This window comes from Neobacillus sp. PS3-40, from assembly GCF_030915485.1.
GTDB lineage: Bacteria > Bacillota > Bacilli > Bacillales > Cytobacillaceae > JAUZPL01.
In genome coordinates this window covers 670,333-696,021 of record NZ_CP133266.1, presented here as the reverse complement: position 1 = coordinate 696,021, position 25,689 = coordinate 670,333, and the positions used below count along the sequence as shown (strand labels likewise).

At 35.9% G+C, this 25,689-nt stretch carries 25 protein-coding genes, 2 tRNA genes and 2 other annotated features; of the genes, 22 read left to right on the top strand and 5 right to left on the bottom strand.

Annotation, left to right across the window (positions count from 1 at the left end):
• The first annotated feature begins 75 nt into the window (after positions 1-75).
• From RCG20_RS03465 to dapF, 7 genes are all read left to right on the top strand, one after another.
• Entirely contained in the window at positions 76-399 is a 324-nt protein-coding gene (locus RCG20_RS03465; RefSeq protein WP_308182842.1) for a DUF4870 domain-containing protein, read from the top strand.
• A gap of 101 nt (positions 400-500) precedes the next feature.
• Positions 501-701, top strand: a complete 201-nt coding sequence (locus tag RCG20_RS03460) for a PLD nuclease N-terminal domain-containing protein (RefSeq protein ID WP_308182841.1) — start codon at positions 501-503, stop codon at positions 699-701.
• Entirely contained in the window at positions 701-1,609 is a 909-nt protein-coding gene (locus RCG20_RS03455; protein WP_308182840.1) for an ABC transporter ATP-binding protein, read from the top strand. The genes RCG20_RS03460 and RCG20_RS03455 overlap by 1 nt, the downstream gene beginning before the upstream one ends.
• Positions 1,606-2,385: an ABC transporter permease gene (locus RCG20_RS03450; protein ID WP_308182839.1), complete on the top strand. Its 780-nt coding sequence runs from the start codon at positions 1,606-1,608 to the stop codon at positions 2,383-2,385. Before RCG20_RS03455 ends, RCG20_RS03450 begins: the two co-directional genes overlap by 4 nt.
• A gap of 100 nt (positions 2,386-2,485) precedes the next feature.
• Positions 2,486-3,250, top strand: coding sequence for a hypothetical protein (locus tag RCG20_RS03445; protein WP_308182838.1), 765 nt, complete (start codon positions 2,486-2,488; stop codon positions 3,248-3,250).
• A 128-nt stretch (positions 3,251-3,378) separates the two neighbouring features.
• Complete coding sequence (locus tag RCG20_RS03440; RefSeq protein ID WP_308182837.1) at positions 3,379-4,629, top strand: EAL and HDOD domain-containing protein; 1,251 nt, start codon at positions 3,379-3,381, stop codon at positions 4,627-4,629.
• Positions 4,630-4,709: 80 nt separating this feature from the next.
• Entirely contained in the window at positions 4,710-5,696 is a 987-nt protein-coding gene (gene dapF / locus RCG20_RS03435) for a diaminopimelate epimerase (RefSeq protein ID WP_308182836.1), read from the top strand.
• A gap of 188 nt (positions 5,697-5,884) precedes the next feature.
• Here the strand turns inward: dapF and RCG20_RS03430 are convergent, their stop codons facing one another.
• The gene (locus RCG20_RS03430; protein ID WP_308182835.1) at positions 5,885-7,714 is read right to left on the bottom strand and encodes a DNA ligase D; all 1,830 of its coding nucleotides are present in this window, start codon (positions 7,712-7,714) and stop codon (positions 5,885-5,887) included.
• 105 nt (positions 7,715-7,819) lie between these two features.
• Between RCG20_RS03430 and RCG20_RS03425 the strand changes: the two genes are divergently transcribed.
• From RCG20_RS03425 to RCG20_RS03415, 3 genes are all read left to right on the top strand, one after another.
• The gene (locus tag RCG20_RS03425; RefSeq protein ID WP_308182833.1) at positions 7,820-8,647 is read left to right on the top strand and encodes a non-homologous end joining protein Ku; all 828 of its coding nucleotides are present in this window, start codon (positions 7,820-7,822) and stop codon (positions 8,645-8,647) included.
• A gap of 311 nt (positions 8,648-8,958) precedes the next feature.
• Complete coding sequence (locus RCG20_RS03420; protein ID WP_308182832.1) at positions 8,959-9,159, top strand: cold-shock protein; 201 nt, start codon at positions 8,959-8,961, stop codon at positions 9,157-9,159.
• An 86-nt stretch (positions 9,160-9,245) separates the two neighbouring features.
• The gene (locus RCG20_RS03415) at positions 9,246-9,455 is read left to right on the top strand and encodes a cold-inducible protein YdjO-related protein (protein ID WP_308182831.1); all 210 of its coding nucleotides are present in this window, start codon (positions 9,246-9,248) and stop codon (positions 9,453-9,455) included.
• A 127-nt stretch (positions 9,456-9,582) separates the two neighbouring features.
• On the opposite strand, the gene RCG20_RS03410 is transcribed toward RCG20_RS03415, so the two are convergent.
• The 3 genes from RCG20_RS03410 to RCG20_RS03400 all read right to left on the bottom strand — a co-directional run bounded on the left by RCG20_RS03410 (position 9,583) and on the right by RCG20_RS03400 (position 10,147).
• Complete coding sequence (locus RCG20_RS03410; RefSeq protein WP_308182830.1) at positions 9,583-9,894, bottom strand: DUF6509 family protein; 312 nt, start codon at positions 9,892-9,894, stop codon at positions 9,583-9,585.
• Positions 9,895-9,972: 78 nt separating this feature from the next.
• Positions 9,973-10,063 (bottom strand) — tRNA-Ser (locus RCG20_RS03405).
• Positions 10,064-10,073: 10 nt separating this feature from the next.
• Positions 10,074-10,147, bottom strand: a tRNA-Gly gene (locus RCG20_RS03400).
• Between the two features lie 319 nt (positions 10,148-10,466).
• Here RCG20_RS03400 and RCG20_RS03395 point away from each other — a divergent pair.
• The 4 genes from RCG20_RS03395 to RCG20_RS03380 all read left to right on the top strand — a co-directional run bounded on the left by RCG20_RS03395 (position 10,467) and on the right by RCG20_RS03380 (position 15,721).
• Entirely contained in the window at positions 10,467-11,219 is a 753-nt protein-coding gene (locus RCG20_RS03395; protein ID WP_308182829.1) for a DeoR/GlpR family DNA-binding transcription regulator, read from the top strand.
• Complete coding sequence (pfkB, locus tag RCG20_RS03390; RefSeq protein ID WP_308182828.1) at positions 11,216-12,130, top strand: 1-phosphofructokinase; 915 nt, start codon at positions 11,216-11,218, stop codon at positions 12,128-12,130. Before RCG20_RS03395 ends, pfkB begins: the two co-directional genes overlap by 4 nt.
• 12 nt (positions 12,131-12,142) lie before the next feature.
• A complete protein-coding gene (locus RCG20_RS03385) occupies positions 12,143-14,002 on the top strand; it encodes a PTS fructose transporter subunit IIABC (RefSeq protein WP_308182827.1) in 1,860 nt (619 codons plus the stop codon).
• Positions 14,003-14,539: 537 nt separating this feature from the next.
• Positions 14,540-15,721, top strand: a complete 1,182-nt coding sequence (locus RCG20_RS03380; RefSeq protein WP_308184279.1) for an IS256 family transposase — start codon at positions 14,540-14,542, stop codon at positions 15,719-15,721.
• A gap of 470 nt (positions 15,722-16,191) precedes the next feature.
• Here the strand turns inward: RCG20_RS03380 and RCG20_RS03375 are convergent, their stop codons facing one another.
• Positions 16,192-17,472 carry a bacillibactin exporter BcbE gene (locus RCG20_RS03375; RefSeq protein ID WP_308182825.1) on the bottom strand — a complete coding sequence of 427 codons (1,281 nt, stop codon included), beginning with the start codon at positions 17,470-17,472 and terminating at the stop codon, positions 16,192-16,194.
• A gap of 105 nt (positions 17,473-17,577) precedes the next feature.
• Between RCG20_RS03375 and RCG20_RS03370 the strand changes: the two genes are divergently transcribed.
• From RCG20_RS03370 to trpA, 8 genes are all read left to right on the top strand, one after another.
• On the top strand, positions 17,578-18,213 hold the full coding sequence (locus RCG20_RS03370; protein WP_308182824.1) for an MOSC domain-containing protein: 636 nt from the start codon (positions 17,578-17,580) through the stop codon (positions 18,211-18,213).
• A 78-nt stretch (positions 18,214-18,291) separates the two neighbouring features.
• Positions 18,292-18,541, top strand: a binding site (T-box leader).
• A gap of 171 nt (positions 18,542-18,712) precedes the next feature.
• Positions 18,713-18,963 (top strand) — a binding site (T-box leader).
• 167 nt (positions 18,964-19,130) lie between these two features.
• Positions 19,131-20,522: an anthranilate synthase component I gene (gene trpE, locus RCG20_RS03365; protein WP_308182823.1), complete on the top strand. Its 1,392-nt coding sequence runs from the start codon at positions 19,131-19,133 to the stop codon at positions 20,520-20,522.
• Positions 20,519-21,130 (top strand): anthranilate synthase component II, encoded by a 612-nt coding sequence (locus tag RCG20_RS03360; protein WP_308182822.1) that lies wholly within the window; start codon positions 20,519-20,521, stop codon positions 21,128-21,130. Before trpE ends, RCG20_RS03360 begins: the two co-directional genes overlap by 4 nt.
• Entirely contained in the window at positions 21,102-22,127 is a 1,026-nt protein-coding gene (gene trpD / locus RCG20_RS03355; RefSeq protein WP_308182821.1) for an anthranilate phosphoribosyltransferase, read from the top strand. Before RCG20_RS03360 ends, trpD begins: the two co-directional genes overlap by 29 nt.
• On the top strand, positions 22,128-22,922 hold the full coding sequence (gene trpC / locus RCG20_RS03350) for an indole-3-glycerol phosphate synthase TrpC (protein ID WP_308182820.1): 795 nt from the start codon (positions 22,128-22,130) through the stop codon (positions 22,920-22,922).
• Positions 22,919-23,539, top strand: a complete 621-nt coding sequence (locus tag RCG20_RS03345; RefSeq protein WP_308182819.1) for a phosphoribosylanthranilate isomerase — start codon at positions 22,919-22,921, stop codon at positions 23,537-23,539. Before trpC ends, RCG20_RS03345 begins: the two co-directional genes overlap by 4 nt.
• Before the next feature lies 1 nt (position 23,540).
• Positions 23,541-24,746 (top strand): tryptophan synthase subunit beta, encoded by a 1,206-nt coding sequence (gene trpB, locus RCG20_RS03340; RefSeq protein WP_308182818.1) that lies wholly within the window; start codon positions 23,541-23,543, stop codon positions 24,744-24,746.
• The gene (trpA, locus tag RCG20_RS03335) at positions 24,743-25,528 is read left to right on the top strand and encodes a tryptophan synthase subunit alpha (RefSeq protein ID WP_308182817.1); all 786 of its coding nucleotides are present in this window, start codon (positions 24,743-24,745) and stop codon (positions 25,526-25,528) included. Before trpB ends, trpA begins: the two co-directional genes overlap by 4 nt.
• Positions 25,529-25,689 lie beyond the last annotated feature (161 nt).

Sequence of the window (25,689 nt, the reverse complement as noted above, 5' to 3'; positions counted from 1 at the left end):
TGAAAACATGAAACTTTTTCAAAAGTTTTGCGTAAAGATGTTAAGTTATATTTAAAAATTTTGGAGGAATCGGAAATGATAAATAGTGAAGAAAGATTGCTAGGAGCGGCAATTTATGCAGTCAGTCTTTTTGCGCCTATATTGGGACCGTTAATAATTTGGCTTTTAAAGAGGAAGGAATCAACATTTATTGAATACCATGGAAAGGAATACTTCAACTTTCTAATTTCTTATTCAATTTATACGATCATTAGTTTGATTTTGACGATTGTTGTGATAGGGTTTATCGGCTTGTGGATTCTTGGGATTTTAGCATTTGTGTTCACGATTGTTGCAGCTGTTAAGGCTTATGAAGGGAATGAATACCGGATTCCCTGGATTATTAGGTTTATCAAATAAATAAGTTTTTGTCAGCCCGGTAAAAATTTTTTACCGGGTTTTGAACGTTTTTATTGCCCCTTCGTAATATAGTTGAAGAACAAAAATAAGGGGGACTTAGCATGGATGTACTCGTAAATTTAAATTGGGCTTTACTTGCACCAGTAATCATTATTCAGCTAATTTTATTAGTTGTTTCACTTGTGGACTTAATTCGGATAGAACGGACCAACGGCCCAAAATGGTTGTGGGTAGTGATTATTTTATTTGTTAATATTATAGGCCCAATCCTTTATTTTGTGATTGGAAGGAGAAATAATTAATGACTCTTATAGAAATCAAAGGGTTAAAAAAAAGTTTTAAAGGGACACATGTAATCAAAGATCTTAATTTCAGTTTAGAGAAAGGTAAGTGCACAGCACTGTTAGGACCAAATGGAGCTGGGAAAACAACAACCTTAAGAATCCTATCAGGGTTAATGAAGCCAACAGAAGGTACTTATACCTTTGCAGATATGAAAAAAGGTGAGGATGTCCGTCACTTAATTGGATATCTTCCTCAATTTCCAGTCTATTATAATTGGATGAGCGGCATTGAATTTTTGGAATACGTCGGAAAGCTTGCAGGCTTAAACAGAGAAATGGTAAAGGAACGTTCTTTGGAGCTCCTTCAAGTTGTCGGCATATTGGAAGCGAAAAATCAGCGTATTGGTAAATATTCAGGAGGGATGAAACAAAGGCTTGGAATTGCTCAGGCACTCATCCATCGCCCACAACTGCTTATGTTGGATGAACCTGTTTCTGCGTTAGATCCATTTGGAAGAAGAGAAGTACTGCAATTACTTGAAGAATTGAAAAAGGAAACAACGATTCTTTTTTCAACCCATATTTTAAACGATGCCCAAGAGATTTGTGACAAAATTCTATTTCTCCATAACGGTCTAATTGTCGAATCAGGAACGATGGAAGAGCTTCTCACGCGGCATCAACAATCAAATATCGATTTTACTTTTCAAAATAATGCTGACGAGTATGCACGTATGTTTGAGGGTGATGATTTAGTTAATTCCATTTGTGTTGAAGGGAGAAAGGTTACCATTTCTGTAAATAATATTGAGTGTGCAAGACAAAAGTTCATCAAGAAAATGATCGAAAATAATTGGCCGCTTGTTAAATTCGAAATTAGCAGTATGACACTTGAAGATGTTTTTATGAAGGTGGTGGGTAAATGAGCCAGTGGAAAACCCTTTTTCAAAAAGAACTTGTTGAAATGTGGAGAAATTTCAAATGGATATGGGTCCCAATCACATTTATTTTGCTTGGGGTAAAAGAACCACTATCAAGCTACTATCTACCACAAATTATTGACTCATTGGGTGGTCTACCTAAAGGAGCGGTTATCAAAATTCCAACCCCCTCAAGTGCTGAAGTTTTGGTGCAAGGTCTAAGTCAATATACGACAATTGGGGTCTTAATCATTGTTTTAACAACTATGGGGATACTTGCAGGAGAACGAAAAAGTGGTGTAGCAGCGATGATCCTGGTAAAGCCAGTTTCCTATTCTTCATTTGTTACGGCAAAATGGGCTGGGAGCTTGCTTTTAATGTTGAGCTCATTCTTGGTAGGGTATTTCTCAACCTGGTACTATACAGGAATTCTGTTCGAATGGATTCCAATTGCAGACCTTTTTCAATCCTTCTTTTATTATGGACTTTGGTTCACAGTAGTTCTCACTTTAGTAATCTTTTTTAGTGCATCCCTTCTTAATCCTGGTATGGCCGCGTTTCTCTCGCTTGCTGTAGTGATAGTTGTAAGTCTAATCAGTAGCTCATTTTCCAATTGGCTTAAATGGAGCCCAGTACAATTGATAGATTACGCGAATAAACTTCTCATGACGGGGGATCTATCTGAAGATATTTTACCAACGGTCCTTATAGCTTTAATCTGTATTGTTATTTTGCTTATCATAAGTTTTTCGATATTTAGGAGAAAGGAACTCGCTTCATAATGCGGGTTTTTTCTTTTTTTCTAGAAAAAATCTCCTATCATTTTTTATGACTTTTATTAATAGACTTAATTAAGAGGAAACTGATAGGGAGTTTTTATTTATGAAAATACATGAGTATTACCATAATACTGCTAGGTTGAGCTTAAATGATAGTATATTAGCGTTATTTCCAGCAATCTTAATTGTTGTGGGGAATCTTTCTTTTTTCCACAACAAAGAAATCATGTTACTAACGATCCCTTTTCTTTTTTATAGCCTAATTAGTTTTCAAGTCTATCTTTTTCGCTTAAATCAGTCTTTTTCAATAGAAAGGAATATAACTTCCTCTAGAGAACTTTACCAAACACTATTTGAAGCTAGACATTTATTAGTTGTATTTTTAAACACTCAATTCCCTAGGGTGTTGCTATACTTTCCAGACGGGCATCTAGCGGGGGAACTTAAAAAATACTGCGGTAAGAGAATTACACTTTTTAACCGAATAAAAATATATGCCCTTTATAATGATGCTGATGAAATTTTAGCGTTTTATAAAATAAAAGGGAAAAAAATAGAAGCCTTTAATGAAAAAAACTCGTTTTTGGGCTATTTTGAAAAAACAAAAAAGGGCAAAAAAGAGCTTCAAGATGCCACTGGAAAATTTATTGGTGCGATTGAAGGGTCTGCCTTTTATATGGATGAGCGTATTTATGATAATGGTGCGAATCAGGTAGGTAGGTTGCGAAGGGGATGGATGCCACTCGAGTGGAGTAGTTTTTTTCCAGAGCCAAATACACCTGTGCTAACATTTTCCGAACAGCTATCGGAAAAAGAAAAATTGCTAAGAATGTCATTTTTAATCAATGAATATTTTATCGAGCGTTAGTAAATAATTTGACAATTCCTGTCTTAAATTTTCGAAAAAACGATAAAGTTGTTTACATTATTTGATAAATTTTGCATAATAAAGTCAATAAGACCACTATTCTAAACTATGGAAGGGAGGATATTGGCGTGGAAGTTTTTGTTGCAAGACAGCCTATTTTTACAAATAAAAAAGAAGTGTTTGGTTATGAACTTCTATATAGGAATAATCTTGAAAACAAGTTTCCAAATATAAACGGTGATGAAGCAACAGCCGAGGTAATTATCAACAGTTTTTTAACTATTGGTATTGATGAAATCTCAAATGGAAAACCATGTTTCTTGAATTTTACAGAAAAATTACTTCAACTAAAGCTTCCAACCTATTTTAAACCCCATGAAATTGTTGTTGAAATACTTGAAACAGTTGAACCGAATCCTGAACTGCTTAAAATTTGTAAAGAGCTAAAGAGCCTTGGGTATCAAATCGCCTTAGATGATTTTGTTTTAGATGAACAAAATCAATTTACGTTTAACCTATTCCCTTTTGTCGATATTATAAAAGTGGATTTTCAAAATACAACGTTTAAAATGAGAACGAAAATTGAAAAGATAGCTAAAGAAAGAAAAATTAAATTACTTGCTGAAAAGGTTGAAACAAGACAGGAGTTTATTCAGGCAACTTTGCGAGGATATCATTATTTTCAAGGTTATTTTTTTGCAGAGCCTGCAATTGTTTCAACGAAAGACATTCCAACTTATTTTCATTCATATTTAGAACTTATTAATAATTTATCAGAGGTTGAACCAAGGATTGATTTGATTGCAAAGTGGATCGAACAAGATTTATCACTTTCCTATAAATTATTAAAGCTAATAAATTCTCCTGCTTTCCGTCCAAAACAAAAAATAAAATCAATCCAGCAAGCGATTGTCATGCTTGGGTTAATAGAAATAAAAAAGTGGATTTATGTTTTGTCTGTAAGAGATTTATCTGGTCGCAAACAAGATTTTACAAATGAATTAATTACTATCTCATTAACAAGAGCAAAAATGTGTGAATTACTTGTAAGGGAGAAGGGTAGATCATCCAATTCAACTTACTTCCTTACTGGAATGTTTTCCTTAATGGATTCATTATTAAATACTTCGATGGAAATGGTATTAGTTGCATTACCTTTACATGAAGATATTTGTGATGCTTTGAAAGGTAAAAAAAATCATTTAAAAGAAATGCTAGAACTTGTAATTGCCGTGGAAAAAGGTAATTGGGAAGATTTTGGGGAAATTTGCAATAAGTTTGGATTTAAGGAAAATCAGGTTTTAACTCAATACCATCAGGCTTTAAAGTGGTCAACTGATTTGATGAAAATGGAAAATTCACCATATGTACATAATTAAATTTTATTGCTTTAAATGTTTAATTTAGTAAAGATTTTAGATAAAATAAGATAAGCTTATTTTTTCGGAGGTTTTCATAAATGCAAATTGATTTAATTAAATGTCATGGGTCTGGAAATGACTTTCTTCTTATAGATGAAATTTCCAATGATTATACTTTTTCAGAAAGTGAAAGAGCTGATCTTGCAAAATTATTATGTAATCGGAATACAAATCTTGGGGCTGACGGTATCTTGTTTGTCCTAAATAGTACACACGCAAATGGGAGAATGCGAGTTTTTAATGCAGACGGCTCGGAAGCGTCAATGTGCGGCAATGGTCTTCGCATTGTAGCTAGATATATTTGTGAAAAGCTGCAACTAAAGGAAGCAGTCATTGAAACGATGAAGGCTAATTTGAGAGTAAGTAAACAGGCTGATCTATACCCAGAGGTAGAAACGTATCAGGTGGAAATTTCCCCAGTGTCCTTCCAATTAAAAGACTTACCGTTGTATCTGGACCAATCTACATTACAAAATGAAAAAATTGAAGTATTATCTGATCAATTAAGATTTACTGCACTTTCTGTACCAAATCCGCACTTGATTTCCATAGTTGAAAGTGAAGAGATTCTCCAATCGAATCTTCAAAAACAAATTAGTGAAAAGGTGAATAATCCGAATGATTTATTTCCTGACGGTGTTAACGTTAGCTTTGTCAAGCCATTAAAACAAGGACATATTTATGTGAGAACATTTGAACGTGGTGTCGGGTTTACAAATGCCTGTGGAACTGCCATGTCAGCCTCTTCGCTTGTCACATACTTACAAGAATTTAATAACCTTGATGAAGTTATAAACGTATACAATAATGGCGGTAGAGTTCAGTGTATTGTTCATTCCGTTGATGGCGGATATAGCATAGACTTGATTGGTAATGCCACATATGTTTATCAGGCTAATGTCAATGTGGATCTTGCTGGTGAGACATTTACTATTGATGAGAAAAATGAATTTTTTGAACAAAACGCATATGAAAAATTACAAACTGATGCACAGCGATTTTTAAAAGAAATGAGAGAAGGATAAAGGGAAACCTTATCCTTTTTTTAGTTAATCAGAATTTATATCCATAAATTCTACTAGCGCATAAGGGCAACTACGCTTCAGTCATCGCCCTTAGGGACTCGCCAATCAGTATGTTTTCTTTATAGGTTTGGGTTAAATAATATGGTTGATAAACATGAATGAGCCAAAAATCAACAGAGTTATATAACTTAGCCTTTTTGTAAAAATTGAAGTACGGGTGAAAATAATTGAATCGTTTTCGTTTGGAAATAATCCTTAAATGGATCCCCCTGTCTTTTAATTCTGTCTAGAGCATTTTGCAAATTTAACTTTTCAAGTTTTAATGTTTCATCTACTTCTTCCCAGTATAAGGGGGTGGCGGTGCCAGCTAGCTCATTACCCCTCATTGAATAAGGGGCGATAATTGTTTTACCCTCACTGTGTTGCACATAATCTACATACAAGCGATTTCCCCGATTCTTTTTCATTCGTTCAACTGTAAACAAATCAGGTTCCTTTGAAACCAGATATTCTGCAACAAAGCTCGTAAACAGACGAGTATCATCATAGCTATAAACATTTTCTGGTAATGGAATGTAAATCTGTAATCCTTTATTTCCAGAGGTTTTAATAAAACCGATTAAATTTAAACGATCAAGTACCTCTTTAATAAGGATCGCCGCTTTAACAGCTAACTGGAACGCATCTTTAGAAGGTGGATCTAAATCAAAGACAATTTCACTTGGCCCCTTGCTTTTAATAGTTTGAAACGGAATATGAAATTCTATTGCTAATTGATTTCCGAGCCATAGAAGCGTTTTAAGGTCGTTACAAATAATGTAACGAATACCCTCATCTTGATGTGTTTGGACATAATCCGGAGCATAGTCTGGACAATTTTTTTGATAAAAAGCTTCACCATACATACCATGTGGATAACGAATGACCGTTAAAAGGCGATCTTTTAAAAAAGGTAGCATATATGGTGAAATTGATCGCAAGTAACGAATGTAGTCAGCTTTTTGAATTTTTATACCTTCCCAAAGCGGTTTTTCTGGATGGGATATTTCCAAATCCTTTGGTAAATTTATTTGTTGAAAAATGAAGTGATCAAATGTACAGTCTAAAGGCTCCAAATCAAATCGAAAACGATCAAAATGGGGCTCACGAAGCTGATTTTCATAAAGCTCTAAATATTTAACTTCAAGGCAAATTGCTGGTTTGACGTAAATATATTGTTGATCTTCATCGCGTTTATTTTCTTTAATGATTTTTTGGAGGGCTTGTTTTTCATCGGGCGTAAATCCGAAAAGTACCTGCCCAATCACATTAACTTCCTTGTTTTTGAAAACACCAACATAAAAATATCCATTTGTTTTATCATAGGCAGTCACAAAACTACTTACATATTTCCAATTTTTATATTTAAGCCATTGGGTTGAGCGTTTTCCTTCCTCCCAAATGCTGTTTTTTTGTTTAGCAACAATACCTTCCCCATCATACAGGACCACTTTTTCCCATAATTCGTCAAATCGATCCCAACCATTAACGAATTGTAATAATTGTTCATTCTCTGGTTCTGCTTGGATACTGAAATATACATTTTCAAAAAACTTGATCAACTCTTTTTTTCGCTTGTGATAAACGGTTGAATTTAGGGATTTTCCGCCAATCTTTAATACATCAAAGACCATAAGCCGGCATGGTGCCATAACAGCTTGCTCTGCTATTCTTTTTGTTGATTTCAAACGTCCCCTTACTTGCATAGATGAAAAATTCGCTTTATATGAATTTTCTAGGAAGACAAGCTCCCCATCAAGTTGGATCGGAAAAAAAGGTTTACATTGCTGTTCATATTTTAAAAGAAATTCCTTGATTTCTGGGAATTGAGGTAAAAGCGGTTTACCATTTCTACTGGTTAATTCGATTTTTTTAAAATCCCAATTCAAGATGGCTCGAAAACCATCATATTTAACCTCGTAAAACCAATCAGAAGAAGCAGGGAGATCAAATGTAAGGCTTGGTAGCATGGGTTTCATTTTTTTTCGCTCCTTTTTATTTAATGTGCACCTTTTCCAGTTCTTTTAGTGAATGTACTTCTTGCAATAACGCAAAATAAAATTAAAAAGAATGGAGAAATGATTATGCATACGATGTGGAAAGGAAGCATCAGCTTTGGTCTCGTTAATATCCCGATTAAACTTCATGCTGCAACAGAAGATAAAGATGTAAAGCTACGTACACTTCACAAAAAATGTCATTCTCCCATTAAATATGAAAAAGTATGTCCTGTTTGTGATGAGGAAGTGAAAAATGAATTAGTGAAGGCATATGAGTATGCTAAAGGGAAATTTGTCGTTCTTGATAATGAGGATTTAGAAAACTTGCGAAAAGAAAATGAGGATAAAGCAGTCGAAATTATCGACTTTGTAAAAATGGAGGAAATTGATCCAATTTATTTTGACAGAAGCTATTACATGTCTCCAAGTGAGAGCGGAGGAAAAGCCTATTCATTACTTCGGAAAGCGCTTGAAGAGTCACAAAAAGTAGGGTTGGCAAAAATTGTTATTCGGTCGAAGGAGCAAATGGCCGTGATCCGGGTTTACGAAAATACACTTGTGATGGAAACGATTCATTATCCCGATGAGGTAAGAAGTGTTGCAGATGTACCCAATATCCCTTCAGATGATAAAGTAACAAAAAAAGAATTGGATACAGCGATTTTATTAATTGATCAATTGACAACTGAATTTGAACCTGAAAAATATACGGATGAATACCGGACAGCCTTATTAGAATTAATTGAATCGAAACGAACTGGAAATGAAACAATAACTCCTACAGCAAAAGAGGTCGGAACCAATGTGACTGATTTGATGGCAGCATTACAAGCATCAATTGATCGGACAAAACCAAAAAAGCCAACAGCTCCAAGAAAAAAAGCCACTCCAAAAATAAAAAAAGAAGCATAGGATGTGGAGCATATTTCGACCTTAAACCGCTCCTAATTATTTAGATTAAGAAAACTCGCTGATTGGCTAAAAATAATAATATCAACTTTTCCTTGAGACAATTCGGACTTTTTGGTATTATATAATAATTTGACTTTTTTCTAAAAAAAGTATAAAATTACAGTACGCTTAAAGTTCGTTAAATGTTTATAGAACAACTAGTCGTAACTGCAACGTAATGTGGGCGATTTTTAAGGCTCATTCGTGCAAACGACTTTTTTATTTGAATGTGTGATTAGCTTAAAGTGAACTACTTTTTGGGGGTTTATTACATGAATAACGGTAAAGTAAAATGGTTTAATGCAGAAAAAGGATTTGGATTTATTGAAGTTGAAGGCGGAGAAGATATTTTCGTTCATTTTTCAGCTATTCAATCTGAAGGCTTTAAAACATTAGAAGAAGGCCAAACTGTTTCATTTGAAATTGTTGATGGTGCTCGTGGTAAGCAAGCAGCTAACGTCCAAACCGTTTAATTTGGTTTAAAATAAGGTGGTGCAGGATGATTGCATCACCTTTTTGAATTGCTTTAGCTTTTTAAAAAAACTTGGGGGTGACCTTAATGGCATTTGGCAGAAGAAATGAAGAGGAAGTCAAATTAGAAGAAACAAAAATTTGGGTATGCAATTCAGATCATTGCAATTGCTGGGTTCGTGATAATTTTAAAAGCGGTGGTAGTGACATACCCCTTTGTCCTATATGCAAAACTGAAATGAGCCTTACAACAAAAGAGTTGCAGGTTATACCAAATCATAGCAAAAACTTCATGTAATAATTTTACTCCACTCTAACCAAATAAAGAGTTGTTCAACATAGCTAAAAAGAGCAGGGATAATCCCTGCTCTTTTTACTGTCTAGTTTAAACCATATATCTCTTTTTAGTTAAAGCGTGAGCATTATTAAATACTATTTTCCTTACAATAAGCACGGACTAACTCTTCCTCATCATCTTCCAAAGCGAAGTCCAAAACCTTCTGTGTTCCTTTTTCGAAAAAATGGTAATGTGAAATTTTTGGCCCATTTTCGTCAATTACATAAATAACCTTTAATCCAAGTCCTTTTTCTGTGAAGAGCTCATCCTCTTCATCTACTCCAAGATCAAGGAAAAATTCATAACGGTCGCCTGAAAGCAATCCGAATGGATCTGTTAATTTCTCTACTGAATGTCCTGTAATGTTCATCGTCTCATCCTTTACAATTCTCTCTCCCATTATTATACACATATATCTTCTTAAAAACGAATGGATAAATAAAAAACACTCCATGGAAGTGTTTGAAAATGATATGTATGGAGGAGAAGATGAGATTCGAACTCACGCAACGGTTACCCGTCCTAGCGCATTTCGAGTGCGCCCCCTTGAACCGCTTGGGTACTTCTCCATAAATTAAGTGGAGCGGGTGAGGGGAATCGAACCCCCGCCGTCAGCTTGGGAAGCTGAAATTCTACCATTAAACCACACCCGCATGTTATTTCCTTAGAGAGATGCAGATAAAGTGACTAAGAACAAACAGGTATTTCTACCACCAAAACCCTGTAAGCCATTCCACTACATCGGTAAGACTGAATAATAATGCATATATTAATATAACATATATTATCCTGTTTTCATAGTAAAACGATTTTAAAAACTTAGGCATACATTTTTTGCTTCCTCAGACATGATGAAAATGAAATAGAAAATCAAAATCAGTCAAAAATATGAATGTTTTTGAAAGAAAATGATTGATTTTTGCAATCGTTTTCAGTAATATAAAAATATAAAACATAAAAGGTGGTTCTGAATTGTTGACTCCAGAGCGTCATCGCTTAATTTTACAGCTTTTAAAAGAGAAAAATATTGTTAAAATAAATGAATTAGTGGAGCTTACCCATACCTCAGAATCTACAATTCGCAGGGATTTATCTCAATTAGAGGAAGATAAATTTTTAAAAAGAATCCATGGAGGTGCCTCTCGGCTACAAGGCAAGCTTCAAGAACCAAGTATGAATGAAAAATCATCCAAAAACCTTCATGAAAAACGTGAAATTGCTAAATTTGCTGCAAATTTGGTTGAAACAGGTGATTGTATTTATCTTGATGCTGGTTCAACTGTTAAAGAAATGATCGATTTTCTACCGATAGATAATATTGTTGTTGTTACAAATGGATTAATGCATGTAACGCCCTTGCTTAATAAAGGAATTCCAACCTATTTAATTGGTGGGTTTGCAAAGCAAAATACAAAAGCAATTATCGGCAGGGGCGCATTAACAAGTCTAGATCTCTATCAGTTTGATAAATGCTTTATGGGAGTTAATGGCATCCATTCTCAATTTGGATATACAACCCCTGATCAAGAAGAAGCTGCAGTTAAGCAGAAGGTGATTTCTCTTTCAAGGGAAACGTATGTATTAGCAGATGAAACAAAGTTTTCTGAAATAGCTTTTTCTAAAATAGGAGATCTAAAAACAGCAACTATTATTACGAATGAATTATCAGATGAAACAATGAGAGTGTTTAAAGACAAAACAACGATAAAGGTAGTGACAGCATGATTTATACATTAACATTAAATCCTTCAGTTGATTACATCGTTGAGGTAGAAGGCTTTCAATTAGGAGAATTAAATCGGACAAGTAAAGAAACTAAATTCCCCGGTGGAAAAGGAATCAATGTCTCGAGGGTATTAAAACAGATGGGTATGACAAGTAAGGCATTTGGTTTTACTGGTGGGTTTACTGGAAAATATATTGATGAATTTCTTCAAAGTGAAGAAATTGAAACAGATTTTATAAAAGTAGATGAAGATACAAGAATCAATATCAAACTAAAAAGTAGACAAGAGACAGAAATTAATGGCCAAGGTCCAAAAATTCAAGATAAAGACTTTCAACAATTAAAAGAGAAAATCCAACAATTATCTAGTAACGATATGCTCGTTTTGGCAGGAAGCATTCCTGGATCCTTAGCAAAAACAACTTATGAGGAGCTTGTAAAAATTTGTAGTGAACAGGGTACTGAATTTATCGTTGATGCTGAAGGAGATTTGTTAAAAAAGGTTTTAGTTTATCATCCTTTTCTTATTAAACCCAATCATCATGAACTAGGGGAATTATTTCAAACATCGATAACAAATTGTGAAGAGGTTATACCCTTTGGGAAAAAGCTCGTTGAAATGGGAGCGAAAAATGTTATTGTTTCACTGGCTGATAAGGGTGCAGTTTTTATAAATAATGAAATTTCATTAATAGCAAAAGCTCCTAAAGGAAAGGTAAGAAACTCTGTTGGTGCTGGAGATTCGATGGTTGCAGGTTTCCTAGCAGAATATCAAAAGGAGTTTAACTATACAGATGCATTTCGATATAGTGTGGCTTCAGGTAGTGCTACCGCTTTTTCACTTGGCTTATGTACGAAGGAATCGGTCGCTGCAATCCTTTCCCAAGTGCATATCAAGAATATTTCATAGAGGAGAGAATATATGAAAATAATAGAATTGCTAACACAAAGTACAATTTTACTTAATATAGAAGGCAATAAGAAAGAAGAAGCAATCGATCAACTTGTCGATACACTCTTAAATGCTGGAAAAATTACGGATCGCTCTGCATTCAAAACGGCCATTTTAAAGCGTGAGGAATTAAGTACAACGGGTATTGGTGATGGGATTGCCATTCCCCATGCAAAAGTACAAGCAGTTAAAGAACCAGCGATAGCATTTGGAAAATCCATCTCTGGAGTAGACTATCAATCGTTAGATGGGCAGCCAGCACATTTGTTTTTCATGATTGCTGCACCTGAAGGAGCAAATGACACACACTTGAAAGCCCTTGCTCGACTTTCGGGACTCTTAATGAACCAAGAAGTACGTAAACAGCTTTTAAGCGCTAATACAAAAGATGAAATAATAAATATCATTGAAAGCTATGATCAAGAAAGTTTTGAAAATCAAGATGTTTCAAACAAAAAGAATGCCGTCATTGCGGTTACCGGATGTCCTACTGGAATAGCACATACTTATATGGCTGCAGATTCTCTAAAAGCAAAAGCAACTGAAATGGGTATTGACATCAAAGTGGAAACTAACGGATCTGGCGGTGCTAAGAATGTCCTTACAAAAGAAGAAATTGAAAATGCTGTCGCTGTTATCGTTGCAGCCGATATCAATGTTGAAATGGACCGATTTAAAGGGAAACACGTTATTCAAGTTGCCGTTGCAGATGGTATTCGTCGTCCACAACAATTAATAGAGCGTGCATTAAAACAAGATGCCCCAGTATATAAAGGAAAAACAGAAACAGGTGACCAAGGTCAACAAAAAGAGCAGCGAACAGGCTTTTATAAACACCTGATGAATGGTGTTTCAAATATGCTTCCTTTTGTTGTTGGTGGTGGTATCTTAATCGCAATTTGCTTTATGTTTGGTTATAATTCCTTTAAGCCTGATGATCCAACATATAATAAATTCGCAGAAGCTTTAATGACTATTGGTGGAGGAAATGCATTCGGATTAATAGTACCTGTCCTTGCAGGGTTTATTGCCTTAAGTATTGCAGATCGTCCCGCGTTTGCACCGGGAATGGTCGGGGGTATGCTTGCTGCAAGTGGTGGAGCTGGTTTCTTAGGAGGTATTATTGCAGGTTTCCTTGCAGGCTATACAGTTATTCTACTAAAAAAAGTATTTATCGGACTTCCTCGTTCTTTGGAAGGCATCAAAAGTATTTTATTGTATCCGCTATTTGGAATTGCGATAACAGGGTTTATTATGCTCTTTGCAGTCAACAAACCAGTTGGATTGCTAAATAAAGAAATTACCCACTTGCTAACAGGACTTGGAACAGGAAATGCAATATTATTAGGAATTGTGTTAGGGCTCATGATGGCCTTTGATATGGGAGGACCTGTAAACAAAGCTGCGTATGTATTTGGAACTGGGCTTCTGGCCAGTGGTGTTTATGAGCCAATGGCTGCGATTATGGCAGCAGGAATGGTTCCTCCACTTGGAATTGCAATTGCAACAACTTTGTTTAAAAATAAGTTTAATAATGAAGATCGTGACGCTGGTAAGGCTTGCTATGTAATGGGTCTATCATTTATTACAGAAGGAGCAATTCCATTTGCAGCAGCAGATCCACTTCGAGTGATTCCGTCAGTAATGATTGGTTCTGCTGTTGCTGGGGCAATGTCGATGGCTTTTGGAATTGGGTTAAGAGCACCACATGGAGGAATTTTCGTTGTTCCACTTGTTGAACACGGTGTTCTCCAGTATGCACTTTCCATCTTAATTGGTTCAGTTACAGCTGCACTTTTAATTGGATTTTTAAAGAAACCAGTAAAGTAAAAATGTTCTATAAAACGCAGGGGACTTTTCCCTGCTGGGTTTACTTGTGGGGTGAAATCACTTGTTTATTTGTATTCCGCATCATTTTATTTATGGGAAAATTCACATGAAAATTTGGGTCTTCATATACTTGATGAAGACCCTTTTTCATGTTTCTACGCTGTGTTTGGTCCTTCATAGCCTTGATGAAGACCCTTTTTCATGTTTCTATGCTGTGTTTGGTCCTTCATAGCCTTGATGAAGACCCTTTTTCATGTTTCTATGCTGTGTTTGGTCCTTCATAGCCTTGATGAAGGCCCTTTTTCATGTTTCTAGACTGAGTTTGGTCCTTCATAGCCTTGATGAAGGCCCTATTTCCTGTTTCTATGCTGTGTTTGGGTCTTCATAGTCTTGATGAAGGACCTTTTCCTTGTTTCTAGACTGAGTTTGGTCTTTCATATGATTAAGCCCATATAATTGTGTAAAAAGAATAGGTCATCATCATGGCCCGTGTTACAATGTTTTCGACCAAGAAAACCATAAACGGAGGACATGATGATGACCCAAATCAATATTACTATAAATTTAGAAGATCTCAAAGGGAAAATTGAAAGCAGCTCTCTAGAATCACCTGTGAAAGCTTCATTATCTCTTATTTTGAATTCCTTAATGGAGAAAGAAAGAGACGAATATATTAATGCTCTTTCCCATGAAAGAACAGAAGAACGCAGAGGCTACAGAAATGGTTTTTATGAGCGTGAGCTCATTACTGGCGTTGGATCTCTAAAGTTAAAGGTTCCTCGTACTAGGGACGGTGAATTCTCTACAACTATCTTTGAAAAATACAAACGCTGCGACCAAGCACTTATCCTTTCCATGATTGAAATGGTTGTGAATGGTGTTTCTACACGTAAAGTGACTAAAATTGTAGAAGAATTATGTGGGACAAGTGTATCTAAATCACTTGTTTCCAATCTCATCAAAACAGTAGACCCAATAATTAACGACTGGAGAAACCGTCCACTTAACGTGCATTACTACCCGTATATTTACGTAGATGCCATGTACATTAAAGTTCGTGAGAACAATAAAGTAGTTTCTAAAAGTGTTCATATTGCCATTGGGGTAAGTGAAAGTGGACACAGAGAGATTATTGGCCTAAAAGTCAATCACACTGAATCCACTGATAGCTGGACATCCTTCTTTGAGTATCTAAAGTCCAGAGGACTTCAATCCCCTAAGTTGGTGATTTCTGATGCTCATGGCGGCTTAGTCACATCCATTAAAGAATCATTCTTAGGTACTTCTTGGCAGAGGTGTAGTGTTCATTTTTTAAGAAACATCATGGATACCCTGCCAAAGAAAGGTACTGCCGAAGCTCGTCAAGAACTGAAGGACCTTTTTCAAAACTCAGATATAGATGTTGTAAGGGAATTGAAAAATCGTTTTGTAGAGAAGTATCAAGATACGAAAGGCTTTTCAAAAGCGATTGAAACTTTAGAAAATGGGTTTGAAGACGCTATCCAATTTCATTCCCACCCGGTCCAGTATCATAAACACTTACGCACAACGAACATGCTTGAACGCTTAAACCAAGAGGTTCGCAGAAGAGAAAAAGTTATTCGGATCTTTACGAATGATCAGTCGGCTATCAGGATTATTGGTTCAGTATTAATAGATATTGAAGAAGATTGGAATAAAAATAATGTTCCTTATCTTAAGAAAACAAAAGAAAAGTAATAATAACACTCTATCCAAAATGAGTGGAAAGGCCTAATTTCAAATTGACATTGAGCCTCCAGCGGGCATGATGGAAAGCCAGGAAGCCAGGCGTCTAACAACACCTGGCTTGCCCTCCAGGCTATCATGCCCGCCCCTCAATGTAAATTTTAAATAAATGTAGCTCACTTTACGAATTCTTTTTTATAAGTTGAAAATCATTGTTTACACTTTTACACAATTAAATGGACTTGACTTTTCATATCCTTGATGAAGGCCCTTTTTCCTGTTTCTAGGCTGTATTTGGGTCTTCATAGTCTTGATTTTATATGCTAAATAAATTGTACATTGCTTTGATATTAAACTGTTTGCAACTCAGAGGTACAACCCGTTAGACTTCCTCTGCGTTTTTTATACTAATAAAATTAATTTTCCAAGACATGATCTCATTTTTGTCGTTGTTCCTATATAGGATGCTTCATTTATTAACGTTATGGCTTTTGTAATCCAGGTTTGATTGCCTTAATTCCCACCAGTGCTGCAATGACGCAGACAGCACTAAGTAAAATAAAAATCCAGGTATGGGAAAGTTTCATTAATAATGCAATGACTGGTGGCCCTGCGGCCACACCAATAAACCTCATCGAGCTATAAACAGAGGTAACCGTTCCTCGTTCTTCCTTTTCAATTCCTTCGGTAATGAGGGAGTCTAGACACGGGAGACCAATACCAATACCAATTCCCGTTAACAAAAACATTGTGACCATAAACCATAAATTAATCGAAAAATAGAGGGCTGCAATAGCCAAAGCTGCAACTGCAATTCCGCCCAATGTCAGCCACTTCATTAATATTTTATTTTTTTTGATAATTTTCCCAGTTATAAACGATGCAAGACAGAGTGCACCCAGAGGAAGTGCTAAAAAGAAGCCCTTTTTAACGTCTTTTATCCCATATTCTTTCTCAAAAGTATCGGAAAGATAGAATAATATTCCAAATAAAACAAACATCAAAATTCCACCGATAAAAAAAATGGCATAAAGCCAATGGCCTTTTTGAGTAAAAATTGTTTTTACATTTGTATAAAATTGCTTAAATGGTAAAGGTTTTTCAGTTGTTTTTGGACATTTTACTAAAAAAATCATCATAATAGAAGAGATCAAACAAAAAACAGGTATTGATAAAAATGGCAAATACCAAATGAATCCTGCTAAAAATGCCCCTAAAATTGGAGATAGAACCTTTCCGAATGTGTTAGATGTTTCTATTAGGCCCAGTGTACAGCTTACATCATCATCATTTTTAAACATATCACCAACAAGTGGAAGAACGATTGGAAATGCTCCAGCGGCACCAACTCCTTGAAGGGCGCGGCTAATTAAGATGACCCAATAGGAATTATCCATTTTCCATCCAGCAATTCCAGAAATAAGACCGCCAATTCCTGCTATAATAAGGCTCGGGATAATTACCTTTTTTCGCCCAATATGGTCAGATAAATATCCAGCAATAGGAATTAGCAGAATAGCTACAATTGAATATACCGTGATAATCATACTTGTTTGGAATGAAGAAATGTCTAATTTTTTTTCCATTGAAGGTAAAACGGGAATTAACATCGAATTACCAAGAGTCATGACTAAAGGAATGGATGACAGTGAAAGAATTGCCCACTTCTGTTTGGAAACTTCATTAGATTTGTTACTTCCAGCAGCGGTGTCCTGTTTTTTAACAGCCGATTTTGTGGAGCATAACTGTTCAATATTTTCCATGATCTTGATACCGCCTTTATTTATGTCTACCTTTACTATTTACTTTTTAAATATAAAATAATTATTAGTTTTTAATCCTTTTAATGGAAGAAGAGGGCAAAAAGTATGAACAAGCGAATAATTAAAAATGTAGCAATCGGAAAACCAAAAGAATATCAGTGGAAAGACGTGAAAGAACATTCAGCAATTGGAAAAATATCTGTTGCAAAAGCGGAATTGAGAAAGTCCGGATTTATTGACGATGATGTCGCTAATCATGAGTTTCACGGTGGTGACGATCGTGCCGTTTGCCTCTACCCTATAGAGCACTATGCTTTATGGGAAAAAGAATTTGGAATAACACTAATTCCACCTGCATTTGGAGAAAATATTACAGCAACAGGGATGCTAGAGAAGGACGTTTGTATTGGCGATATTTATAAAATAGGTGAGGTTGTCCTCCAAGTAACACAAGGAAGAGTTCCTTGTTCAACAATTTCTAAATTTAATGATATAGACCCATTTTTAAATAGGGTATATCAAACAGGATTAACGGGTTATTTTTTTAGAGTGCTTGAAGATGGTTCCATTTTTAATGGATCTGAGATTAAGCTTTACGAAAAGCATCCAAAAGAAGTTTCTGTACTTTTTGCGAATCAAACCCTTTTCCATGATCAAAAGAATAAAAAAGCAATAGAGAGAATTTTGGAAGTGACCGAGCTTGCTGAGGTTTGGAAAGGAAAGTTAAAAAAATTACTTTAACTATCTATTCCTAAAATATTGAAATTAACTAATTGACTTTTGATAATTATTGTTTTAATATTTAAAACAATAAATTAATAATAGGCATTGATGAAGAGTAGTAGCTTTTGCGCATACTTTAGAGAGCTGATGGTAGGTGGGAATCAGTGTAGACGTAATGGTGAATGGACTTCTAGCCTCCAAACTGAACCTCAGAAATGAGTAGTAGGCCTTGGCGAACATCTCATCGTTTCAAGAGACATGTATTTTAAGCTAAAGCTTTGATACTGGTAAAGTGAGCTGATTTATTAGCTAATGAAGGTGGCACCACGGGTCTTCCGTCCTTTTTGGATGGGGGGCCCTTTTTGTTTTTCGTACCTAGCCTAAAAACCCGAAATAACAATAGTATCGTGCTCTTTTCTTAAAAACTTCCTACGGTTTTCATCGGTAAATTGGAATCCCATTCTAATTTAGTTTCAACTAGCAACAAAGTTTAAGAAAAGAGCCTTATAAAAAAATAGTTAAATCGTTGCGCAAGAGGAGTACACATTTTTTCTTTCTTTTCAGAGAGCCAGGGTAGGTGGAAGCCTGGTAAGAATGAATTTGTGGAATGGGCTTGCAAGTGGCTGCTTGAACAATAGTAGGGTTGCCCGGAGTTCCGCCGTTAAAAGGATAGGATATCGGATTTTATAGTCCCGTATCTGAAAAGAGCAAACAGGAATTTCCTGTTTCGAAGGGAGGTGGCACCGCGATCAAAAAATCGCCCTCTATATGCATAAGATTGTTATGCGTATAGAGGGCGATTTTTTTTATTTTCAAAATTAAAAGAACCGATGTCAATCTCAAGCTCCTAGCTCCACTAGGTAGCTTTGGTTCTTTCAATGTCGGAGCTAATCAGGTGCTAGCACTTTTGTTATTACAAAAAGGAGTGTAAATGGATGAAAACAAAGAATGGTTATTTCTTAACAGAACTAAAAGGGGATACGTTAACGCCAATTGCCATTTTACAGAAAATCACTGGTCCTAAGAAGTTTTTATTAGAGAGTTCACATAAATACAATGAATCAGGACGGTTTTCTTTTATTGGTGTAGATCCGTCAATGGAGTTTCTCTCAAATGGTGAAAAGAATGAGATTGTCAAACGAAATGGAGAAAGGTACACGATCGAAGGGAATCCTCTTGAAGTCTTGAAGACCTTGATGCCACCCATTAAGTTAGATCAATTACCATACCCATTTATATCAGGAGCTGTTGGTTATGTTGGTTATGATGTTATTCGCCAATTTGAAAATATCGGTGCTGATTTAGATGATCAATTGCACATGCCGGATACTCATTTAATGTTTTATGAAGAGATAATCGTTTTCGACCATCTTGAGGAAAAGGTTATCGTTATTGGGACACCGTTTTTAGATGGTGCAGATGAAGAACTTATTGAACAAAGGGTACTTAGAAGGGTGGAAGAGATGAAAATGCAATACTTTCATCACGAAATAGACTTGTTCGACTTTGCTGGATTTAAGGCTGAAACATTAAAAGAAGAATTTATAAAAAATGTGAATGTGGCAAAAGAGTATATTGTCTCTGGTGACATCTTTCAAGTGGTTCTTTCCCAGAGAATGAAGTCAATTTACACAGGAACCCCCTTATCTCTTTATCGTAAACATCGTGCTAATAATCCAACTCCTTATATGTTCTATATCGAGTTTGATGAATATACCGTTATTGGGTCTTCACCAGAAAGTCTTGTTAAAACAAAAGGGAAACAAGTAATCGCAAACCCGATTGCTGGTACGAAAAAAAGAGGAAAAACCCAATTTGAAGACCAATTATTCGAAAAAGAATTACAGACTGATGAGAAAGAGCAAGCGGAACACAACATGCTTGTAGATCTTGGAAGAAATGATCTTGGCAGAGTATGTAAATTTGGAACGATCAAGGTAGATAAATATATGGAAATTGAAAAATTCCGCCATGTTATGCACCTGGTTTCTGAAATCAGTGGAGAGCTGAAGGATAACAAAACAGCATTGGATGCACTTGCTGTTTGTATCCCAGCTGGAACCGTTTCGGGTGCTCCGAAAATAAGAGCGATGGAAATTATTAATCATTTAGAAAATGTGAAACGGGGGCTTTATTCTGGGGCAATTGGATATTTATCGGCAAGTGGAAATATGGATTTTGCACTAGCTATTCGAACAATGATTTTAAAAAGTGGAACAGCCTATATCCAGGCAGGTGCAGGAATAGTGTATGACTCAAATCCTGAATCAGAATATGAGGAAACCCTTAATAAATTAAAATCCTTTTTGGAGGGTGAAAAACAATGATTTTGCTTATCGATAATTTTGATTCATTTACCTATAATCTGTACCAATTTTTAGGTGATCTTGGTGAGGATGTACTAGTGGAAAGGAATAATCAGCTTTCTATGGAACAAATCAATAAATGGAAGCCATCAGCCATTATACTCTCACCTGGTCCGGGTAAACCGGAAAATGCAGGGGTTTGTGTAGAAGTCATTCGAACATTCTTTAAAGCTATTCCGATTTTGGGAATATGCCTTGGGCATCAAGCAATTGGGTATGCATTTGGCGCTGAAATAGTCCCCGCAAAGATCATAAAGCATGGAAAAACATCATTGATTACACATAATTGCAAAGGATTATTCAAAAATTTATCCACACCGTTAGAGGTGATGCGCTATCACTCTCTCGCAATAGAAAAAAATAATTTGCCAATTGAGCTTGAATGCACAGCAAGATCAATGGATGACCAAGAAATAATGGCCATCAAGCACAATGTTTTTCCAGTGTATGGTCTGCAGTTCCACCCTGAGTCTATTGGGACACCATCAGGAAAACAGATACTTGAAAATTTTTTAGTTCAATTAGAAGGGAAGAGGGAGAATGAAGAATTTTTTACTCCAGTTAGCTGATCAAAAATCGTTTACGGAAGATCAAATGAAAGAGGCTGTTCAAGAATTATTACACGGGGATATTTCTGAAAGTGAAATTGCAGCCTTTTTAATGGGTTTAAAATCTAAAGGGGAAACAGTCGAGGAAATTGCTGGCATTGTCAGGGCCCTTATGGAAAATACGATCCCGTTTAAGAATAAGTATCCGAATGTTTTGGATAACTGTGGTACAGGAGGTGATGGATCATCAAGTTTTAACATTAGCACTACCTCTGCATTCGTGATTGCAGGTGCAGGTATTCCTGTAGCTAAACATGGCAATAGGAGTATTTCAAGTAAAACAGGAAGTGCGGATGTTTTGGAGTTTTTAGGAATTGCTTTAAATTTACCTACTGAAAAAACAGAAGAAATCTTGCTGGAAATTGGTGTTGCCTTCCTATTTGCACCACATGTCCATCCAAAATTAAAAAAGGTAATGACTGTTCGCAAACAATTAAAAATACCTACGATTTTTAATTATATTGGTCCGTTTATAAACCCAATTGATCTTGATTATCAATTATTAGGAGTTTATCGCAGAGATATGTTAATGCCTTTTGCAGAAGTATTACGAACACTTGGCAGAAAGCGTGCAACTGTCATAAATGGTGCAGGTTATATGGACGAAGCCTCACTTCAAGGGGAAAATCATCTTGCGTTTCTAGATAAAGGACAAATTACTATTAGGACCTTATTTCCAGAAGAAATTGGGCTTCCTCAATATGAAAACAACTCCATTAAAGGTGGGGATGCAAAAGAAAATGCTGAAATTTTGGTGCAAGTTTTAAAAGGCGAAAAAGGAGCTTACCGTGATACTGTCTTACTTAATGCAGGAATAGGAATATACACAGCAAATAAGGCTGAATCGATCGAAGATGGTGTAAAAGTGGCTCGAGAATCAATTGACTCTGGCATTGCCTATGAAAAATTAAGAAAGTTAATCGAAAAAAGCAGATTGGTTAAAAGGGAGGCAATTTAATTGGAAAACATTTTAGATCGAATAATTAATATGAAAAAAGTAGAGATAGCAAGAATGAAAGATACTCAAGAAATTATCCAAGGAGGTAGCCCGTTCTCTAAAAAATCATTGATCAAAAGCCTATCTTCTGAAACAAAAATGGCCATTATCGCAGAATTCAAACGGGCTTCCCCATCAAAAGGGGTGATTAATACAGCAATTACTCCAGTTGAACAAGCCAAACAATATGAAAAATATGGTGCATCAGCTATTTCTGTTTTAACAGATCACTCATTTTTTCAGGGGTCGTTTGTGGACTTGCGAAATGTTAAGGAAGCTATTCAATTACCAGTTCTTTGTAAAGATTTTATTATTGATCCACTTCAAATAGATTGGGCAGTAGCCAGCGGTGCTGACCTAATTTTATTAATTGTTGCTGCAATGGAGGAATCAAAGTTAAACGAACTATATCAATATGCAAAAAAATATAACTTGGAAGTTTTAATAGAGGTCCATAATCTTGAAGAATTAGAAAAGGCATTAAAGACAGGTGCCAAATTGATAGGTTTAAATAACCGAAATTTGAAAACTTTTGAGACCTCGCTCGATGTTACTGAGCAATTAGGACCAATAGTAAAAAAATCAGGAGTCTTTTTAATTAGTGAAAGTGGTATTCATGTGAAAGAAGATGTGGAACGAGTAAAGCAGGCGGGAGCAAATGGTATTTTAGTGGGAGAGGCACTTATGAAGAGTAAAAACATTAAACAGCATCTTACAGATTACAGACTACAACTTGAAAGAGTGAATCAAATATGAAAATAAAAATATGTGGAATTAAAGATGTGTCCACGGCACTTGCTATTGTCGAATATGGCGCGGATGCAATTGGATTGGTTTTTGCAGATAGTAAAAGGAAAATTGACATGGAGTCGGCTATAGAAATTGTTAAAGAATTACCGGATTTTGTGATGAAAGTTGGTGTTTTTGTAAATGAAACGAAAGAAGAAATGGAAAGAATCGCATCATGTATCGGACTAACGCATCTTCAACTACATGGTGACGAAACACCAGAGTTTTGCCAAACTTTTGCAATGCCGATTATTAAAGCTTTAAGCATTAAACATAAAAACGATTTAGAGAAAATAAAGCAGTATCCCTGTGAATCTATCCTCTTGGATGGACCAAAAGGTCGGTACCGTGGCGGAAATGGGGAAGCCTTCGATTGGAATCTGTTACAATCTGAAGATTTACAGAGTAAACAGTTTATCCTTGCTGGAGGGCTACATGAAGAAAATGTTCAAGAAGCAATCCAGCGAATCAACCCGTATATGGTAGATGTTAGCAGTGGGGTAGAGACTGAGGGAAAAAAAGATTTAAATAAAATAAAATCGTTTATTGAAAAGGTGAAAATTACCGCTTTGGAGGAGAAATAGGATGAATTCATATACATTACCAAACGAAAAGGGCCATTTTGGAATATTTGGAGGAAGATTTATACCGGAAACACTTATGAAAGCAGTGTTGGAACTAGAAGAAGCCTATAATGTGGCCAAGAACGATCCAAATTTTAAAAAAGATATTGTGAGATTGTTAAAGGAATATGTTGGTAGACAAACCCCGCTATATTTAGCGGAAAATTTAACAAGTCATGCTGGTGGAGCAAAGATCTATCTAAAAAGAGAAGATTTAAACCATACTGGTGCCCATAAGATTAATAATGCAATTGGTCAAGCACTACTTGCCGTGAGAATGGGAAAGAAGAAAATTGTCGCAGAAACAGGGGCGGGGCAGCATGGCGTTGCCACTGCAACAGTATGTGCTTTATTTAATCTTGATTGTATTATTTTTATGGGGGAAGAAGATATCAAAAGGCAAGCATTAAACGTTTTTCGAATGGAGCTACTCGGTGCAAAAGTAGTAAGTGTAACAACTGGGAGTTCAACATTAAAAGATGCAGTAAACGAAGCGCTCCGATATTGGGTTGCAAACGTTGATGATACTCACTATTTGTTAGGATCTGTTATGGGGCCGCATCCATTCCCGATGATGGTTCGTGATTTTCAAAGTGTAATTGGGAAAGAAACAAGGAAACAAATCTTAGAGAGAGAAGGAAAACTACCAGAAGCGCTTGTTGCCTGTATTGGTGGTGGAAGCAATGCGATGGGTATGTTTTACCCATTCGTTGAAGATGAAGAGGTAAAGCTTTACGGTGTAGAGGCAGCAGGCCAAGGAATTGATTCGGATTTTCATGCAGCATCTTTAACAAAGGGTAAACCAGGGGTCTTGCATGGTTCTTTAATGTACTTATTGCAAAATGAGGATGGTCAAGTCCAAGAAGCACATTCAATCTCAGCGGGTCTCGATTATCCAGGGGTGGGCCCAGAACATAGCTATTTTAAAGAAATTGGCAGGGCAAAATATTGCTCAATTACAGATAAGGAAGCATTAGATTCCTTCCAACTAGTAACAAAGCTTGAGGGAATTATTCCAGCCCTTGAAAGTGCCCACGCGGTTGCTTTTGCGGTGAAATTGGCCGAGAAAATGGCTAAACATGAAAGTATTGTAGTCTGCCTCTCAGGAAGAGGAGATAAGGATGTCGATACGGTAAGATTAATGATGGAGGGGGAAAGAGGGCAATGAATCGAATTCAACATACTTTTAATGAATTGAAACGAAAAGGTGGAAAAGCGATTATTCCATATATAATGGCTGGTGATGGGGGAATGGATTGTCTAATTGATAGATTGTTGATACTAGAAGAAATGGGAGCGACAGCTATCGAGGTAGGAATTCCTTTTTCAGATCCAGTTGCTGATGGTCCGACGATACAAAAGGCAGGAATTAGAGCCCTTGAAAATGGAACAAGTTTGAGAACAACAATCAGCGAGCTGGCGAGAGTAAGAGAGGCCATTTCCGTTCCTATTGTACTGATGACCTATTTAAATCCAATTTATTCTTACGGAATTGAGAAATTTGTTCAAGAGATTGTTAAAGCGGGGGTGGATGCGTGCATTATTCCAGATTTACCTATTGAAGAAGAAGAAATCATTTGTCCACTTCTTAGTGAAGTGAACATTGAATTAATAAGACTTGTAACCATGACTACTCCACTAGATCGAATAAAAATGATTGCACACAAAGGTAGGGGATTTCTATATACTGTTACGGTTAAAGGGATTACAGGTACCCGAAATGATTTGGATCATGAGGTAGGCCAATTTTTAAAAATAGTAAAAGAGATAAGCCCCATTCCTGTTTTAGCGGGATTTGGAATTTCAAACGAACGGCAAATAGAAGAATTAGCTTCCTATTGTGACGGAGTAATAGTTGGCAGTAAAATTGTTGAACTATTTAATAAAAATGACTTGGAATCTCTGAAAAGATTAATGTCAGTTTTTAATCTTTATAAAAATGTGCAATAATAATGAATCCACTCTTAATAGAGTGGAGGCTGTCGAAAAACCCTTCGACAGCTTATTATTTTGCACAGATTCTTTAACGATTAACCGCGTTAATTTGTTATGACGATATTAGTATATTAGCTTTGTAACTGGTCTGTTGATTTCCGCTCCAGGCGCTCGCT